A 15,955-nucleotide genomic window follows, 5' to 3' on the forward strand; every position below is an offset into this window, starting at 1 on the left:
GGGCTTTAGGGTAGTGTGCTAGAGCCAAGGGCCGGATTTGAACCGGCGATGGGCGGCTCTGCAGGCCGCTGCGTTAGGCCGGACTCTGCCACCTTGGCGCAGTGGATATTCCGTGATCAGCCAAGTTATGGATTGTGGTCCGGCCCATTCCCCCTGGAAGGCGATGGGCGGCTGTCGCACGCGATGAAAGAGCGTGCGACGTCGACAGACGAACGAAGTGAGTCTGTCGGAACTGCAGGCCGCTGCGTTAGGCCGGACGCTGCCACCTTGGCGTAATTTCGTCTAGCCCGAGCGACCCAATAAACATAGCGGTCTGACTGCAACCCACCGCTACGACTCATCAAGCCCCCCACAAACAATACGAATTCAACCACATTGTTCAAAATATAATAACGTTCTTGACCGAATATCACGTAAACGGTCGTAATGACATCGAACAACCGATTGTTCGGACTGATCGACGCAGGGGACTGGCGACTGATTGCCCTCGGCACGGGCCTGGTGGTCGGAAGTCTCCTGTTGGCCGGGTGGTTCCTGACCACCGGTGACCTCCCGGGCGGATTCGCCACGCTGTTGTTGACTGTTTCGGGCGCGCTGTTCGTCGCGATCGGATCCTCCGAGTCCTCGCGACCGAGCGCTTGACCGTCAGCTGAATTCTCTCTGCATTGTTCTGGAGCACCCTGTAGCGTTGCCACTCTCGACAGCAACTCCGTGTATGAAATGCAAAAATCCCACCCGAGAGTGTTGTCACTCTCGGATGGGTTGAATGAAGTATGAATGGAGGCGGCGAACCGGATTTCCCAGAGACTCTCGTACTCCAGTACTCGCCGGAACGCAGGCGGGCTTAACTTCCGTGTTCGGAATGGGTACGGGTGTTGCCCCGCCGCTATGGCCGCCTTAACGCCGATCCGTGGAATCGAACCACGCGAGGCCAGCGATCGGTCGATGCACAGCCAGTGTACGTGCGATCCAGATTGCGCCTGGACGCGACTACGTCGCGTTCACATGCGGTATGAATGGTGGCTTCGGTCAGTTAGTTCTCGCGGGCTAAACACCTCGTTACCTCGGTGCGTACACCCCGAGTCTATCGAACTCGTCTTCTACGAGTGACCTCAGCGGTACCTCTTTTCCAGGTGGGTTTCCGGCTTAGATGCGTTCAGCCGTTACCCCGTGTGGCGTGGCTGCCCGGCAATGCTCTCTCGAACAACCGGTACACCAGTGGCCACCAACCGTAGTTCCTCTCGTACTATACGGTCGTTCCCGTCAGGTACCAAACACCCCCAATAGATAGCAGCCGACCTGTCTCACGACGGTCTAAACCCAGCTCACGACCTCCTTTAATAGGCGAACAACCTCACCCTTGCCCGCTTCTGCACGGGCAGGATGGAGGGAACCGACATCGAGGTAGCAAGCCACTCGGTCGATATGTGCTCTTGCGAGTGACGACTCTGTTATCCCTAGGGTAGCTTTTCTGTCATTCATTGCCCGCATCAAGCGGGCAAATGAGTTCGCTAGACCACGCTTTCACGTCAGCGTTCCTCGTTGGGAAGAACACTGTCAAGCCATCTTTTGCTCTTGCGCTCTTCTCCGGATCTCTGACCCGGATGAGATGGCCTTAGGGCGCGCTCGATATTCTTTCGAGCGCGTACCGCCCCAGTCAAACTGCCTGGCTATCGGTGTCCTCCTCCCGGAGTGAGGGTCACAGTCACTAACGGGTAGTATTTCAATGCTGACTCGGTGGCGTGCTGGCGCACGTACCTGTGTACCGTCTCCTACCTATTCTGCACATTAGCGACCATGTCCCAGCGACAGCCTGCAGTAAAGCTCCATAGGGTCTTCGCTTCCCCTTGGGGGTCTCCAGACTCCGCACTGGAAAGTACGGTTCACCGGGCTCAACGTTGGGACAGCGAGGCTCTGGTTAATCCATTCATGCAAGCCGCTACTGAAGCGGCAAGGTACTACGCTACCTTAAGAGGGTCATAGTTACCCCCGCCGTTGACGGGTCCTTCGTCCTATTGTACTAGGTGTTCAGATACCCGCACTGGGCAGGATTCAGTGACCGTACGAGTCCTTGCGGATTTGCGGTCACCTGTGTTGTTACTAGACAGTCCGAGCCTCCAAGTCACTGCGACCTGCTCGTTTCCCGAGCAGGTACCCCTTATCGCGAACTTACGGGGCTAAATTGCCGAATTCCCTAACGTCGATTGATCCCGACAGGCCTTGGCTTTCTCCGCCAGAGCACCTGTGTCGGTGCTGGGTACGAGCACCGTACTGTCTTTTCATGGGCCCCAGGTTGAACCAAATTGCTCTATCTCGCCGTTCGCCCGCTTCGTGCCATTACGGCTTCCACGAGTTTTGACGATTCGACCGGGCGAGTGCCCGGCTCGGTCTACCCCAAGGCGTCGACATTGAGTGTACGGTGGTACTGGAATATTAACCAGTTTCCCTTTTGATCCGCTCGAGTTGCGACGGATCTTAGGATCGACTAACCCTCGGCTGTCGAACAGTGCCGAGGAACCCTTGCTCTTCAGGCCGTCAGGATTCTAACCCGACTTTCGCTGCTACTACGGCCAGGATTTTCGTTTCTACGCGGTCCACACGAGTTCTCACCCGTGCTTCCACCCGCGCAGAACGCCAACCTACACAACCACCTTTTGACAGGTGTGGCCAGGTCTCGGTGGTGGATTTGAGCCCCGATCATTTTGGGCGCCTCAAACCTCGGCCGGTAAGCTGTTACGCTTTTCTTGGAGGATTGCTGCTTCTAAGCTCACCTCCCGGCTGTCTAGGGCTTGAGACCACCTTCGATCGCACTTAATCCACACTTGGGGACCTTAACCCAGCTCTGGGTTGTCTCCCTCATGGTACACAGGCTTACCCCGCATACCGGACTCCCCGCGTCGACGGCGTCCGTAGGTTCGGAGTTTGACAGCCGCGCCGACTCCTCTCGGAGGCGGACACGGCAATCGGTCGCTCTACCCCACGGACTACCTCAGCGGAGGTCATGCTTCGACATGTTTCGGTTGGAACCAGCTGTTGCCGGACTCGATGGGCCTTTCACCCCTACACGTAGATCACGGGAGGGTATTGTAAAACACCAACCCTAACAGACTTCCACGTAGCTTTCGCCACGCTTCATCTTGCCCACGCGTAGATCGTCCGGATTCGGGTCGTGCCCGTGTGACTCCCCGCCCTTGAAGACGGCGGCCCTCGTGCAAAGCACTGCGGCCATGTCGGTTTCCCTGTGCCTTCCCCGATGATCGGGTTAGACTCGCCACACAAGCACACTCCCTGGCTCGTTTTTCAAAACGTACGACTGAACACCGGCTTCCCTCGAGTCCTACTGTATCCTCGCGGATAGGTCGTTTATCGAGGGACCTTCTATGCCCAGTCGCTCTATCACCAACTGATTTGAGGCCCTATTTCGCCTCCCTTCTGAGGGTACTTTTCAGCGTTCGCTCACGCTACTTGTTCACTATCGGTCTCGGGACGTATTTAGTCTTAGCAGTAGATGCCTGCCAAATTCACGAGGGATTTCCAACCCCCGATACTCGGGAACTGGCGCACGTCGTACTTGACTTCGTTACGGGGCTGTCACCCTGTATCGCGCTCCGTTCCAGGAGACTTCAAAAAGACGTTCTGACGATGAGTGCCAGTCCGAACACCACATTGGCCGTAAGGCCTTCGGTTTGGACTGTATCGCGTTCACTCGCGGTTACTAACGACATCACATTCGTTTTCTCTTCCTGCCGGTACTGAGATGTTTCAGTTCCCGGCGTTCCCCATTGCGCAAGGCAATTGCGGTGAGGAGTTCCCATTCGGGTATCTCAGGTTCTTCGCCTCCGTGCGGCTCCCCTGAGCTTATCGCAGCTTGGCACGCCCTTCGTCGGCGCCCGAGCCGAGCCATCCACCAGCTGGTACAGCAGCCACGTCGAGTGTGAACTCGACGTAAACGCGTCCAGTGGACGCCTGGATCGCACGTACACACGGTATCATACACACGCCCGTCGGTGGCGGTGCGTGCATCAACCCTTCCCATCCGCGTTCACACGGGATGGTGCATCGGTCGTCCGTACCCGAATCGAACGCCGTCCCACACTTAAGGGGATCGGATTCGATCGGATACGAGCTATGGACCCACTGGGATTCGAACCCAGGGCATCCTCCTTGCAAAGGAGGCACTCTACCGCTGAGCTATGGGCCCTTCCGCCGTACAATGTCAGCCCTGGTAGTTCATAGGTGCCCAACTGGGGTGGCAGCGAGCGTGCAGGTGGGTCGGGGCAACGCCCCGATCCCGATCGTTAGGAGGTGATCCAGCCGCAGATTCCCCTACGGCTACCTTGTTACGACTTAAGCCCCCTTGCGGAGCCCAGATTCGACCGTCGCATGACGGCCTCATCCGGACCCCACTCGGGTGCTTTGACGGGCGGTGTGTGCAAGGAGCAGGGACGGATTCACCGCGCGCTTCTGACACGCGATTACTACCGAATCCAGCTTCATGAGGGCGGGTTTCAGCCCTCAATCCGAACTACGACCGGGTTTCGGGGATTAGCGCGTCCTCTCGGACTGGCGTCCCACTGTCCCGGCCATTGTAGCCCGCGTGTAGCCCAGCACATTCGGGGCATACTGACCTACCGTTGCCCGTTCCTTCCTCCGCTTTGGCAGCGGCAGTCCTCCTAGTGTACCCAGCCATCGCAAGATGCTGCTGGCAACTAAGAGTGCGGGTCTCGCTCGTTGCCTGACTTAACAGGACGCCTCACGGTACGAGCTGACGGCGGCCATGCACCTCCTCTCAATGGCTCCAGTAAGGTCATCAACCTGACTTTCACTGCACATTGTCGGTGCTGGTGAGATGTCCGGCGTTGAGTCCAATTAAACCGCAGGCTCCTCCGGTTGTAGTGCTCCCCCGCCAATTCCTTTAAGTTTCATCCTTGCAGACGTACTTCCCAGGCGGCTCGCTTCACGGCTTCCCTACGGCACAGCGCAGGCTCGTAGCCTGCGGCACACCTAGCGAGCATCGTTTACAGCTAGGACTACCCGGGTATCTAATCCGGTTCGAGACCCTAGCTTTCGTCCCTCACCGTCGGGTCCGTCTTTCTGAGGCGCTTTCGCCACCGGCGGTCCGTCCAGGATTACGGGATTTCACTCCTACCCCGGACGTACCCCTCAGATCTTCCGGCCCCAAGCCAGACAGTTTCCGCCGGACGTCCACGCGTTAAGCGCGTGGATTTCCCAACGGACTTGTCTGGCCGGCTACGGACGCTTTAGGCCCAATAATAGCGGCCATCACTCGGGCTGCCGGTATTACCGCGGCGGCTGGCACCGGTCTTGCCCAGCCCTTATTCCTGTACCACCTTACGGTACAGAAAAGCGAGGACTATATGCCCTCGCACTCGGAGTCCCCCTATCGCACTGTCGTGCAGTGTAAAGGTTTCGCGCCTGCTGCGCCCCGTAGGGCCCGGCATCTTGTCTCAGATACCGTCTCCAGGCTCTCACTCTCATGACCTGTACCGATTATGGGCACGGTGGGCCGTTACCCCACCGTCTACCTAATCGGCCGCAGCCACATCCTGTGGCGCCGCAACGTTTCCGACTCGCCGCACTCCAGCTGGCGAGTCGTATCGGATATTAGCCTCAGTTTCCCGAGGTTATCTCCGTCCACAGGGTAGTTTGGCCACGTGTTACTGAGCTATATGCCACGGGTCTGAACCCGTGCGACTAGCATGGCTAAATCGGACTCCGATAGCAATGGCCTCCGGCAGGATCAACCGGAATGTCTCCCCGGAATGGGGAGGGTTAGGCGGGATGACACCCCAAAGGGGTGTCGTCGCTATCGTAAGCACGTTCGCTGACACCCCAGTCGGGTGTCACCGAACTACCAGGGCTAACATCAGATCCCATCTATACGGCGGACCGCAGGGGTGGAATCCTCATGTCTTTCCGGACCCGAACATACACCGAGAGAGGGTATAAACCCTTCGAACCGGCGTGAGTCGAGACCGGGTGCGGCCGGGGCGATCCGTGCCCCGTCCGAACCACGTTCGTATTCAATCCGAAATGCCCTGTTACACTTAAGGGCATCGGATCGAATCGCACCACGCGAGTGGCGCGACGCGGCCGGAGGGGCGCCGTTCGCCCTTCGCCGCTGCGTATCTTCGAAGATGGGAAGTAATTACTTAAACCCGTCGAAGGAGACCCGCCACGTCATGCGATTACAAGCGGGTCGTGATGTCGTACCGTGACATGGAGGGAGGGCCTCGTCAGCAGACCCACAAACCCCACAGAACGCGGAGTACATGTTACGCGGGGAGGTAAATAGGTCATACAGGAGTCGCTCACGTGGCTGGCAACCGTTCGCGGACACGAGAAATATCACCCAGTCACCGAAGCCACTGCCGAGGTTCAAGGGGTGTTCTGACCAGAGGAAATGTCGCGCGGCCGGAGGTCGGGTGGTCATCCCGCGCCTGTTGCGTCAGGTCTCCCCGAGTGGAAGCCGCGCATCGGCGCTTGACTTGCAGGACAGTAGAGACTATCGACTCTCAACGACCGTCGAAAAGAGACTCTGCGGGATGGATAACCGCGTCAGATCTCCTCGAGATGTTCGACGCCCTGCTTGGAGACGTTACCCTTGGTGATCTCGCCCGGCATCCAGTCGGGCTTGTCCTCCGGGGCTTCCTCTTCCCAGGCCCACCCTTCGTAGACGTGGACCTTCTCCGTCCCCTTCTCGCGGAGTCGGATCGTCTCGGGGTCGGCCGCGTCCTCGCTCGGTGCGGGGTCCAGCCGCCGTGCGGCCTTCAACGCGGCCTGACGGGGTGTCCCACCAGAGAAGACACTCGTTTCGCTACCGTTCGATTCCCGCAACGCAAAGTTACGCTTGTCCGTATCACGTGCCATGGTTTTCGAGACTCCATGTCAACCCAGAACATGACACACTATAAAAATACCCCCCGATTCGGGGGGCAACTGCCACAAAATATTTATGAGAAGAAGTGACGGCTGGCGATATTCGGGCGAAAAACGGGCATTCGACCGACGAGACACGGTTCGCGCGCGCCGGGCGCCACGAAGGGACGGAAGGCACCGGCGAGCGGCGACGACAGGACAGGCACGGTAGGCTTAAGTGCGTGCTCCGGCCAACCACAGGTTAAGATACCGCGATGGTGCGAAAGAAGAAGCTCAGCCCGAGTGGCGCGAAGGACGAGGACGGGGAGTATCACAACGTCCACATCAACCTTCACGAGGACGAGTTGGCGGTCGCCGGGATGGAAATCGGCGACGAAGTGTTCGTCAGAGTTCGGGACAACAAGATTATCATTCAACAGGCAGATCAAGAGGATGTCGAGCACGACTTCTGAGTACCGTCGCGAGCCGGACGGGAGAGTCCGGTATCGACCACCATGAATCTATATAACACCACCAAGCCGCTGTTGTTCCAGCTATCCCCAGAGACTGCGCACGCGCTCGCGCACGAGGGACTGAAACTCGTCGACGGGACGCCGTTCGAGTCGGTACTCGAACGTGCGTTCGTCGTCGACGATGACCGCCTCTCGACGTCGGCGTTCGGGTGTGAGTTCCCGAACCCGATCGGCGTCGCGGCCGGCTTAGACAAGACGGCCGAGGCCCCGGGCGCACTGGGTGCACTCGGCTTCGGGCACGTCGAGGTTGGCGGCGTCACCGCCCAAGCCCAAGACGGGAACTCGCGCCCACGCGTGTTCAGGCTCGCAAAGGACGAAGCGATCATCAACCGGATGGGGCTCAACAATCCGGGCGCGGACGTCATCGGCGACCGCCTCGACCGCACCGACGTCTCGATCCCGGTCGGCGTCAACCTCGCCAAAACGGAAGACGTCCCGATGGACGAAGCTGCTGCGGACTACCGGTATACCTACGAACAGACAGCCGACGGTGGGGATTTCTTCGTGATCAACGTCTCCTGTCCCAACTCGCCGGGGATCAGGGAGTTACAGAACCGCGAATCCCTCGAAGAGATCTTCGGCACGCTGAAAGACGCCGGCGCAAACCCGCTCCTGGTGAAACTCTCGCCCGACCTGCCGGAGCCAGCAGTCGAGGAGACGTTAGAGCTCGTCGACGAATACGATCTCGACGGCGTGATCGCGACCAACACCACGACCGACCGGCCGGAGACGCTCGAGAGCCCGGACCGCGTCGAGGAGGGTGGCCTCTCGGGCAGACCCATCGAGGAGCAGGCGACCGAAATGGTTCGATTCGTCGCGCGCCGGACGGACGTCCCGGTCGTGGGCGTGGGCGGCGTCTTCACCGCGGCCGACGCCTACCGGAAGATCCGGGCGGGCGCGAGCCTGGTCCAGATCTACACCGGGTTCATCTTCCGCGGGCCGACGATCGCCCGGAACGTCAATCGCGGGCTCGCGACGCTGCTGGAACGTGATGGCTTCGACAGCGTCGAGGACGCAGTCGGTGCGGACCTCTGAGCAGGCAGTCTACCGGAATTCTTCGAGAAGCAGCGTCACCGCCAGTCAGCCGCTGAAACCGCGTCGTCGACGTCGACGGAGATCCACGTGGTCCCGATCTCCGGCCACTCGGCGTCGGCCGGGAACACCGTGAGGATCGACGGATCCTCACAGTCGTCGTAGGCCCGATCCAGGTCGCGATCCCGCTCGCGAGAGCTGGCTGGCAATGCGGGCGTCGCAGTGTCGTCGGTAGTCGACATCGTTGCTCGTCACAACCTAACGGTTGTTTCCTTATATATCGGATCGTACCGGAAATACTGGCGTCATCTCACAGAATTTTCGGACAAAGTAATACAACCCCGCCCAAATACAGGCTACAGAATTAAATTGTAATCCTAACACCCGTGCCAATGAGTATCCCACCACTGACCTCGGTTTTTCCATCAACATCGACACTTCTCGCGAAAAACGTGGTCCACGCGAGCGAAGCGAGTGTGGGCTCGGGAGTGTTTGCGCTCCCGGTGGCGAAAAAGCCGCCTACTGCAACGCCGCCAGAGTAAACTCGAACGCAACCACCGGCAGCTCCAAATCGTGCCCGACCACCTTTTTCCGCTCGAAGCAAAGCTTCTCGCGAAAAACGTGGGCGAAAAAGCCGCCTACCGCAACGCCGCCAGAGTAAACTCGAACGCAACCACCGGCAGCTCCAAATCGTGTTCGACGAGCACGGACGGGTGGAGTTCGCCGATCACGCCGACCACGTCGCCGTCGATCTCAACGGCGGCAGTCCGGCCGTCGATGAACGACGGGTGGTCGGTAGGTGGCGTCGCCAACTCGGCATCGAAGTCCGCCACCAGCGCCTGAAGGCGTGCCTTGGCGTCCTCGTAGGATACATCGTGACGCGCGAGCGCGCCCGCGACATGTCGCGCCTCGGCGACACCGGTGTTCACCTCGTCGTCGCGCTCCGCGACGAAGCCGACCTCCGCGAGGTCCTGGGGGTAGCGCCGGTGCGTGTTGTTCTCGAGGACCTGCATGATCGAGGGCAACAGCCACGTCCGGACGACGGTGTAGTCCTCGCTGTAGGGATTGCGGACTTCGACGGGGTCGCCACCGCCCAAGACGTCGGACCTCGGCCCGACCTTCATCCGGTCGTGGAGTTCCTCGGCACTCGTCAGATGGAAATTGAGGAGATCCTGGAAGCCAAACCCGACCAGCGCAGTCCTGACGGCCTCTTCGAGGCGAGCGCGCTCGTGGCGGCCGCCGATCGTCCCGACCGCGGGGTAGCGCGGGTCGAGATTGTTGAAGCCGTAGGCCCGCCCGACGTCGTCGATCACGTCGACGGGGTGGAGTACGTCGACGCGATACGGCGGGATCGTGACGTCGTAGGCTGGCGAACCGGCCGTCTCCGTGGGTTCTCCTGTTTCGTCTGCAATCTCGCCGTCCAGCCCGGACCGTTCGAGCAGGTCGATCACGTCCTCGGGTTCGAGTTCGATCCCCAGCGTGCGCTCGATCCGATCGTGGGCGACGGTCTTCGTCTTCGTCGAGAAATCGGGGCGGACGAGAGACTCGCGGTACTCCTCGGGTGGGCTCTCGTACTCGACGCGGACCGACTCGATCGTCCCACCGCGGGCGTCCAGGGCATAGCAGACAATCGACAGCATGTGGTCGATCGTCCACTGGTCGGTGCCGGTCATCTCGATGAAGAGGTCCCGCGACTCGGTCGAGACCTCCGTCCGGCGGCCGTTGACCACCGGCGGGAACGAGAACAGCCCGATCGAGTCGTAGATCGCGGGGACGGTGTCGTACTCGGCGACGAGGTCGGCGTACTCGGTGCCGATGTGGTGTTCGGAGAGGACCTCGCCGGGGGTCATCTCGGCGTCGCCCTCCAGGGGGACGAAGGTATCGCCGTCGCGGTCGATCCCGGTGTAGCGGACGCTCTTTTCGCCATCCCCACCCGCAGACGCCCCCTTGAGCATGGTGAGGTCGTGGACCCCGATCGCGCCCTTCGCCCGCTTGCGCCCCATCGTCGCGTGGAGTTTCTCCTGGAGCTGGATCAGCGAGTCCAGGGATGCCTCGTCGAGGTCCAGCCCGCGGACGACCGCGCCCGTGACGTAGGGGCGTTCCTCGGGCACGTCCTCGACGTGGATCGTCCAGTCGGCGTCGTTGGTCTTCGGGACGTATACGCCCCGATCGTCGCCGTACTGATACCGCAGCGACCGGGCGACCCCCTCGACGGAGAGGCGATCGAGGCGATCTGGTTCGAACTCGAATCGTAGTTCGCCCTCGTCGGTCTCGCCCTCGTACTCCAGGCCGAGTTCGAAGAGATCATCACGCAGGTCGTCGTCGCTTTTGTCGTCGTGGCCGGTCAGCGTGCGAAGTTCGTCAGTGTCAATGTCGACAGTGGGCATCAGTAACGCACCTCCTCGGTCCGCAAGTAGTCAAGATCGACCAGCGTGCCGTGGACGTCCCGGATGTCCTCGGCACCGGTGACGAGCATCATCAGCCGCTCTAACGCGAGTCCCCAGGCCATCACGTCACACTCGACGCCGAGGGGATCGAGCATCTCCGGCCGGAAGATCCCGGAGTTGCCGATCTCGACGACCTCGCCCGTGACCGGATGCTCACCGAACAGCTCGAAGCTGGGCTCCGTGTAGGGGTTGTAGGTCGGCTTGAACTCCAGGTCGGTGATCCCGAACTGCTCGTAGAACTCCGTGAACGTGCCCATCAGGTCCCGCACCGAGAGGTCCTCGGCCATCACCCACCCCTCGATCTGGAAGAACTCCAGGAGGTGGGTGGCGTCGATCTCGTCGTTGCGGTAGGCCTTCTCGACGGAGAAGAATCGCTGTGGCGGTTCGAGATCACCTTGCGCGATGCCGGCAAGGTGGCGGGCAGAGAGTGACGTGGTGTGGCCGCGCAGATCGACCTGGCGGGCCATCTCCTCGCCCCAGGGGGAGTGATACCCCTCGCCGTCGGGGCCAGCGCCCACGCGGTGGGCCGCCTCGACGTCCTCGCGGACCTCGTCAGGCAGATCGTCCATCGGTGGGACGTCCAGCGCGAACTGGTCCCAGTGCGTGCGCGCGGGGTGGTCCTGTGGCATGAACAGCGCGTCGTTGATCCAGAACTCCGCGTCGGCGTGGGGACCGTCCATCTCCTCGAATCCCGTCCCCACGAGAACCTCCTTGACGCGCTCGGCCATGCCGCGAAGCGGGTGCATCTTCCCGCCGTCGATGGCTTCGGCGTCGGCCTCGACGTTGTAGTCGGCGAATTCGACGTCCTCCCACTCCCCGCTGGTGAGGAGGTCCGGCGTGAGGCGATCGACTTCCTCGGCCTCCTCGATTCCGGCCATAAGTTCCGTCACGCCCGCGTCGGTGAGTTCGACCGACCGGACGGTACGCTCTGCGCGCTCGATCAACCCGCGGCGGTCGAGCTGGTCGAGGACGTCCTCGTCAGCAACGGGTTCGCCCGCAGCGAGGGCGTCGAGTGCGGCGGCTTCTACGTCGTCGTTCAGGTCAACGTCAGCTTCGGCAGTGATCTCGCCGGATTCGATCTCGCCGTAGCCCTTCCGGGCGAAGTTCGACAGCGCGATGTCGACGGCCTCGCCATCGAGATCGGCGGCTCCGACGACCTGTCCCATCGAGACGCCGCCTTCCTCGGCACCCTGCTCGACGGCAGCGGAGTAGAGGCGGTGTTCGGGCAAGCCAGCGTCGAGGTAGGACTCGCCCTCCGCGGTCAACGAGACGGATTCGTCGGTCGTCTCGGTGACGGCCACCAGCCCCTCGGCTTCGAGTTCGAACGCGGCGCGGGTGACGGCCGCCGTGTCCAGGCCGGTCTCCTCGCGTAGCTGTTCGACGGTGCGCCGGTCGTCTGCGCTCGCGGCCTCGACGACCGCGAGTTGGTCGCTCGGGAGTTCCATCAGTTGTTGTCGGAGTACCGTGTGTTGCTCGGATAACGGTTCCCAATTTCGCTCACACCGGAGCGTAACCTGCGACGTCGGTTTCGTCGGGGGGCGAAGCCGATCCCCGAGTCCACCGACAGTCAGGCTGCGATAAAAAAGCCGAACGCCCGACCGACTCGCGACTGGCTGGCGATCCACCGCAACTGGGCGTTCGGTGCCATATCCCTGATTGGCAAGCCGTGGCACAAAAACGTTCCGTCCACAGAACGGCCCCGTTCAGTCGTCCAGGGCGGTCTCCGGGCGGTACTCCCGGCTGATCGCCTTCCACTTGCCCGTCGAGAAGCGGTAGTAGTTACCCACTGCAGGGACGAGCGTCTCGCCGAGGAAGGCGACGTAGATGCCCCAGACGCCGATCGGGGTCGTCGCCCCCAGATACGCGGCGGGGATCGAGACGGCGAACACCCCGAGCGCCTGGTAGATGAACGGCCAGTTCGTGTCGCCACTGGCGTCTAAGGCCCCGGCGATGGTGCTGTTGACCCCCTGCGGGATGATCGCGATGGTGCCCGCAAAGACCATCCCGACCGCGATCGGGACCGCCCCGGCCTCGGTCCCGAACGCGACGACCGCCGGTCTGGCGAGGACGGCCACGACCGCCGCCGAGACGGCGTAGGTCGCGACCGCCATGAGGACGATCTCCCGACCGTAGACTGCGGCGGTCTCCTCGTCGTCCTCGCCGAGGTGCTGGCCGACGAGACTGGACGCCGCGAGGCCGAATCCCCAGCCGGGGACGTTCATCAACCCCCAGATCCGCCGAGCGACAGTGTAGGCTGCCAAGACGGTCGTCCCGAACATGCCGACGATGAACAGCATGGGGAAGCGGGCGACCGTCCAGGTCATGTTCCGACCGACGACGGGCGTCCCGATCGAGACGACGTCCGTGATGTCGTCCCAGTGAAAGTACGTCCCGCGCGGCGAGACCGACACCGGGAACGCACCGATTCCGGGGAGCCAGCCGGCGATCAGCCCGACGATGAACAGGCCGGTGACGAGGACGTTCGCCGCGACGGTGCCCCAGGCCGCACCGGCCACACCCATCCCGAGGCCGAAGATGAACACGCCGTTGAGCGCGATGTTGAGGACGGCACCGCCGCCACGGAGTATCATCGGGATCTGGGCGTCGTCGGCCCCGATGAGGACGCGGCTACCCACCAGGTTCAGCCCGGCGAATGGCACACCCAGGCCGAGGATCTGGAGGTACGTCGCGCCGTACTCGACGACCTGCGCGTCGCTGTTGAGCAGGCCGATGAGCCACTCGGGGAATAGCCAGAAGGCCGCGCCGATTGGCAGGGTCGCCGCGACGACGACCACGAAGCTCGACCGGACGGCCTGGCCCAGCTGGCCGAACTCCTCGGCACCGAATCGCTGGGAGACGAGCGCGATCGTCCCGGCGGCGAACCCGCCGCCGAACGCGAAGGCGAGCCCCCAGAACGGGCCGGCGAGACCGACACCGGAGATGGCGTCGTTGGCTACCAGCCCCGAGGCCGCCCCGACCATCGCGACGTCGGCAGCGTTCTTCGACATCCGGGCGATCCCGGTGACCACGCGTGGCCAGGAGAGATCCGTCGCTCGGCGTGCGCGGTCGGCGTCCATCAGTCCGAGGCGAGCGAGTGCCAGACCGATGAGGAGAATGACACCACGGACGGGATTCGCCCGGGAACCGGCGCGCTTGAGGGACTGGACGGCGCTATCGACTACCGACGGAAGGCGAGACACGAAGTAATAGATCGTAGTTCGTCCTCGGAAAAAGGTCTTCCCATCTGAACTGCAGACGAGATCGCTGGGACCGTTCAGCGCGCGCGATCGGAGTCGAAGTCGATGTCCAGCTCGTCGAGTCGATCGGCCCATTCCTCGCGTTTGTCCTGGTGCTCCTCGAGGAAGGATTCCATGAGTTCGGCGGCCTGCTCTTTACAGCCGCCACAGAGGCGCTCGCCGCCGGCACACTCCTCGTAGACTTCGGTGGCGAACTCGTCGTCGTCATCCGCGAGCAGGTAGGCGTAGAGTTCGTAGACCGGGCACTCGTCCGGCTTCCCGCCGAGTTCGCGCTGCTCCTCGGCGGTCTCGCGGCCACCCGTCGTCGCTGCCCGGACCTTGTCGTAGCCGTCTTCGGGATCGTCGAGCAGCGAAATGTGGCTCGCCGGGACGGACGAAGACATCTTCCCGCCGGTTAGCCCGGTCATGAAACGATGGTATATCGACGACGGCGGGAGGAAGCCGTACCCGCCGTGAGCGAGTTCGACCTCGCGGGCGAGTGCCGCGGCGGCCTCGTGATCCAGTTCGAAGGCGTCGATGTGCTCGTCGTAGACCCGCTTCTCGCCGTCAACCGCCTCGATGAGCGCCTCGAAGGCCTCCTCGGTCGCGTTGCGATCGAGAAAGCGGACGCGGGGGCGGAGTGGCTCCTTGCCAGCCTCCCGGAGCATCGTGATGACGCGATCCTTCGTCGTCGCGTCGACGTCCGTGGCGTCCCGATCCCGTTCGTTGTCGAGATACGTCGCAGCGTCGCCACACCGGATGGTCTCGCCGGGGTGCTGTTCGGAGAGTGTCTTGTAGGCTTCGGCGAGCAGGGCGCGCTCCTCGTCGTCGGTCTCGAAGGAGGCGTACGCCTCCGTGACGCCGAAGTAGCGCATCCGGGCGGCGACGTCGCGCGCCAGGCGCATGTGCGGGTCCTGGTCGGGGCCGACGGGAATGACGGTGGGTTGGGGTGCATCCAGTTGCGGGTAGAGGATGTCCGCGATCTGGGTGACGACGCTTTGCATGTGGCTGACGTCGGTCTCGCCGTCGAAGCCGTAGATCCCCTCGAACTCGGCGAAGCGGGCCTCCGCACCGAGTTCGAACGCCAGATCCTGGAGCTCGCGGTTCTCAGACTGCCGGTAGAGCGTCCCCGCCTCGGGGTCGAACCCGAGCGCGAGCAGCGAGAGGATGTAATCTCTGGCGTGCTCGTCGATCTCCTCCCACGTCAGCCCACGGGCGGCGTGGGCCTCCAGATCAGCGATGAGGCCGTAGGCGTCCCCGCCCTGGCGTTGATGCCAGATGATCTCGTCGAAGACGAGTTTGTGGCCGATGTGGGGGTCGCCGGTGGGCATAAAGCCCGAGAGGACGGCGAAGGGGTCGTCCTCTCGCATCGCGCGGGCGACCGGTCGGTAGTCACGGTGGCCGAAGATGACCCCGCGGCGCATCAGGTAGTGGGGGTCGGGCACCTCGGGCAGTACCTCGTCGAACGCCTCGATACCGAACTCCTCGAAGAGGTTGCGGTAATCGGAGACCGTCGAGGAGCCCCACGGGTCCAAGGTAGTGTCGTCGGCTCCCTCGGCCTGCGTCCCGCCGTCAGTGCGGAGTCGGGACGAAGCCTGTTCACGCCGTCGGTCGTCTGTCGATTCGTCGTCGGTGTGTGAATCTCGCGTCATTGGTGTCGTGTCTCGTGTGGTTGGTGCTCGAAGCCACCGGGTCGAAAAAGCGGAGGGAGCATCGCCCGCCGGGCGACGGGTTACGCCCGCCGGCCGGCGACGGCGACACTGTCCACTTCCCGGGGGTGCCAGCGACGGACATCGGGGGAAGTGGACGCCATGTGCGTACGTCTCCA

9 protein-coding genes, 2 tRNA genes and 3 rRNA genes are annotated in these 15,955 nt (G+C 62.4%); 3 read left to right on the forward strand and 11 right to left on the reverse strand.

The window, feature by feature from the left end; all coding sequences use genetic code 11:
• Positions 1 to 22: 22 nt before the first annotated feature.
• Positions 23 to 98: transfer RNA gene (locus HTIA_RS06790), tRNA-Cys, on the reverse strand.
• A 328-nt stretch (positions 99 to 426) separates the two neighbouring features.
• Here HTIA_RS06790 and HTIA_RS06795 point away from each other — a divergent pair.
• The gene (locus tag HTIA_RS06795) at positions 427 to 642 is read left to right on the forward strand and encodes a hypothetical protein (RefSeq protein ID WP_008526180.1); all 216 of its coding nucleotides are present in this window, start codon (positions 427 to 429) and stop codon (positions 640 to 642) included.
• A gap of 136 nt (positions 643 to 778) precedes the next feature.
• Here the strand turns inward: HTIA_RS06795 and rrf are convergent.
• From rrf to HTIA_RS06820, 5 genes are all read right to left on the reverse strand, one after another.
• Positions 779 to 900 (reverse strand): 5S ribosomal RNA (gene rrf, locus HTIA_RS06800).
• 114 nt (positions 901 to 1,014) lie between these two features.
• Positions 1,015 to 3,932: ribosomal RNA gene (locus HTIA_RS06805) — 23S ribosomal RNA — on the reverse strand.
• Positions 3,933 to 4,129: 197 nt separating this feature from the next.
• Positions 4,130 to 4,201 (reverse strand) — tRNA-Ala (locus tag HTIA_RS06810).
• Between the two features lie 99 nt (positions 4,202 to 4,300).
• Positions 4,301 to 5,772 (reverse strand): 16S ribosomal RNA (locus HTIA_RS06815).
• Together the 16S, 23S and 5S rRNA genes with 1 tRNA gene alongside form the textbook arrangement of a ribosomal RNA operon.
• A gap of 807 nt (positions 5,773 to 6,579) precedes the next feature.
• Positions 6,580 to 6,891, reverse strand: coding sequence for a non-histone chromosomal MC1 family protein (locus tag HTIA_RS06820; protein ID WP_008526179.1), 312 nt, complete (start codon positions 6,889 to 6,891; stop codon positions 6,580 to 6,582).
• A gap of 263 nt (positions 6,892 to 7,154) precedes the next feature.
• Here HTIA_RS06820 and HTIA_RS06825 point away from each other — a divergent pair, with 263 nt between their 5' ends.
• Entirely contained in the window at positions 7,155 to 7,352 is a 198-nt protein-coding gene (locus HTIA_RS06825; RefSeq protein ID WP_008526178.1) for a hypothetical protein, read from the forward strand.
• A 42-nt stretch (positions 7,353 to 7,394) separates the two neighbouring features.
• Complete coding sequence (locus tag HTIA_RS06830; RefSeq protein ID WP_008526177.1) at positions 7,395 to 8,447, forward strand: quinone-dependent dihydroorotate dehydrogenase; 1,053 nt, start codon at positions 7,395 to 7,397, stop codon at positions 8,445 to 8,447.
• Between the two features lie 35 nt (positions 8,448 to 8,482).
• Here HTIA_RS06830 and HTIA_RS06835 read toward each other — a convergent pair whose 3' ends face one another.
• The 5 genes from HTIA_RS06835 to HTIA_RS06855 form a co-directional block, all read right to left on the reverse strand.
• A complete protein-coding gene (locus HTIA_RS06835; RefSeq protein WP_008526175.1) occupies positions 8,483 to 8,686 on the reverse strand; it encodes a DUF7511 domain-containing protein in 204 nt (67 codons plus the stop codon).
• A 396-nt stretch (positions 8,687 to 9,082) separates the two neighbouring features.
• On the reverse strand, positions 9,083 to 10,831 hold the full coding sequence (gene pheT / locus HTIA_RS06840; RefSeq protein ID WP_008526173.1) for a phenylalanine--tRNA ligase subunit beta: 1,749 nt from the start codon (positions 10,829 to 10,831) through the stop codon (positions 9,083 to 9,085).
• The gene (gene pheS, locus HTIA_RS06845; RefSeq protein WP_008526172.1) at positions 10,831 to 12,336 is read right to left on the reverse strand and encodes a phenylalanine--tRNA ligase subunit alpha; all 1,506 of its coding nucleotides are present in this window, start codon (positions 12,334 to 12,336) and stop codon (positions 10,831 to 10,833) included. Before pheS ends, pheT begins: the two co-directional genes overlap by 1 nt.
• 258 nt (positions 12,337 to 12,594) lie before the next feature.
• Positions 12,595 to 14,091 (reverse strand): MATE family efflux transporter, encoded by a 1,497-nt coding sequence (locus HTIA_RS06850; RefSeq protein WP_008526170.1) that lies wholly within the window; start codon positions 14,089 to 14,091, stop codon positions 12,595 to 12,597.
• A 74-nt stretch (positions 14,092 to 14,165) separates the two neighbouring features.
• Complete coding sequence (locus HTIA_RS06855) at positions 14,166 to 15,779, reverse strand: tryptophan--tRNA ligase (protein WP_008526168.1); 1,614 nt, start codon at positions 15,777 to 15,779, stop codon at positions 14,166 to 14,168.
• Positions 15,780 to 15,955: the final 176 nt, after the last annotated feature.

Origin of the sequence: Halorhabdus tiamatea SARL4B, assembly GCF_000470655.1 — an archaeon.
Taxonomy (GTDB): Archaea; Halobacteriota; Halobacteria; order Halobacteriales; family Haloarculaceae; genus Halorhabdus; species Halorhabdus tiamatea.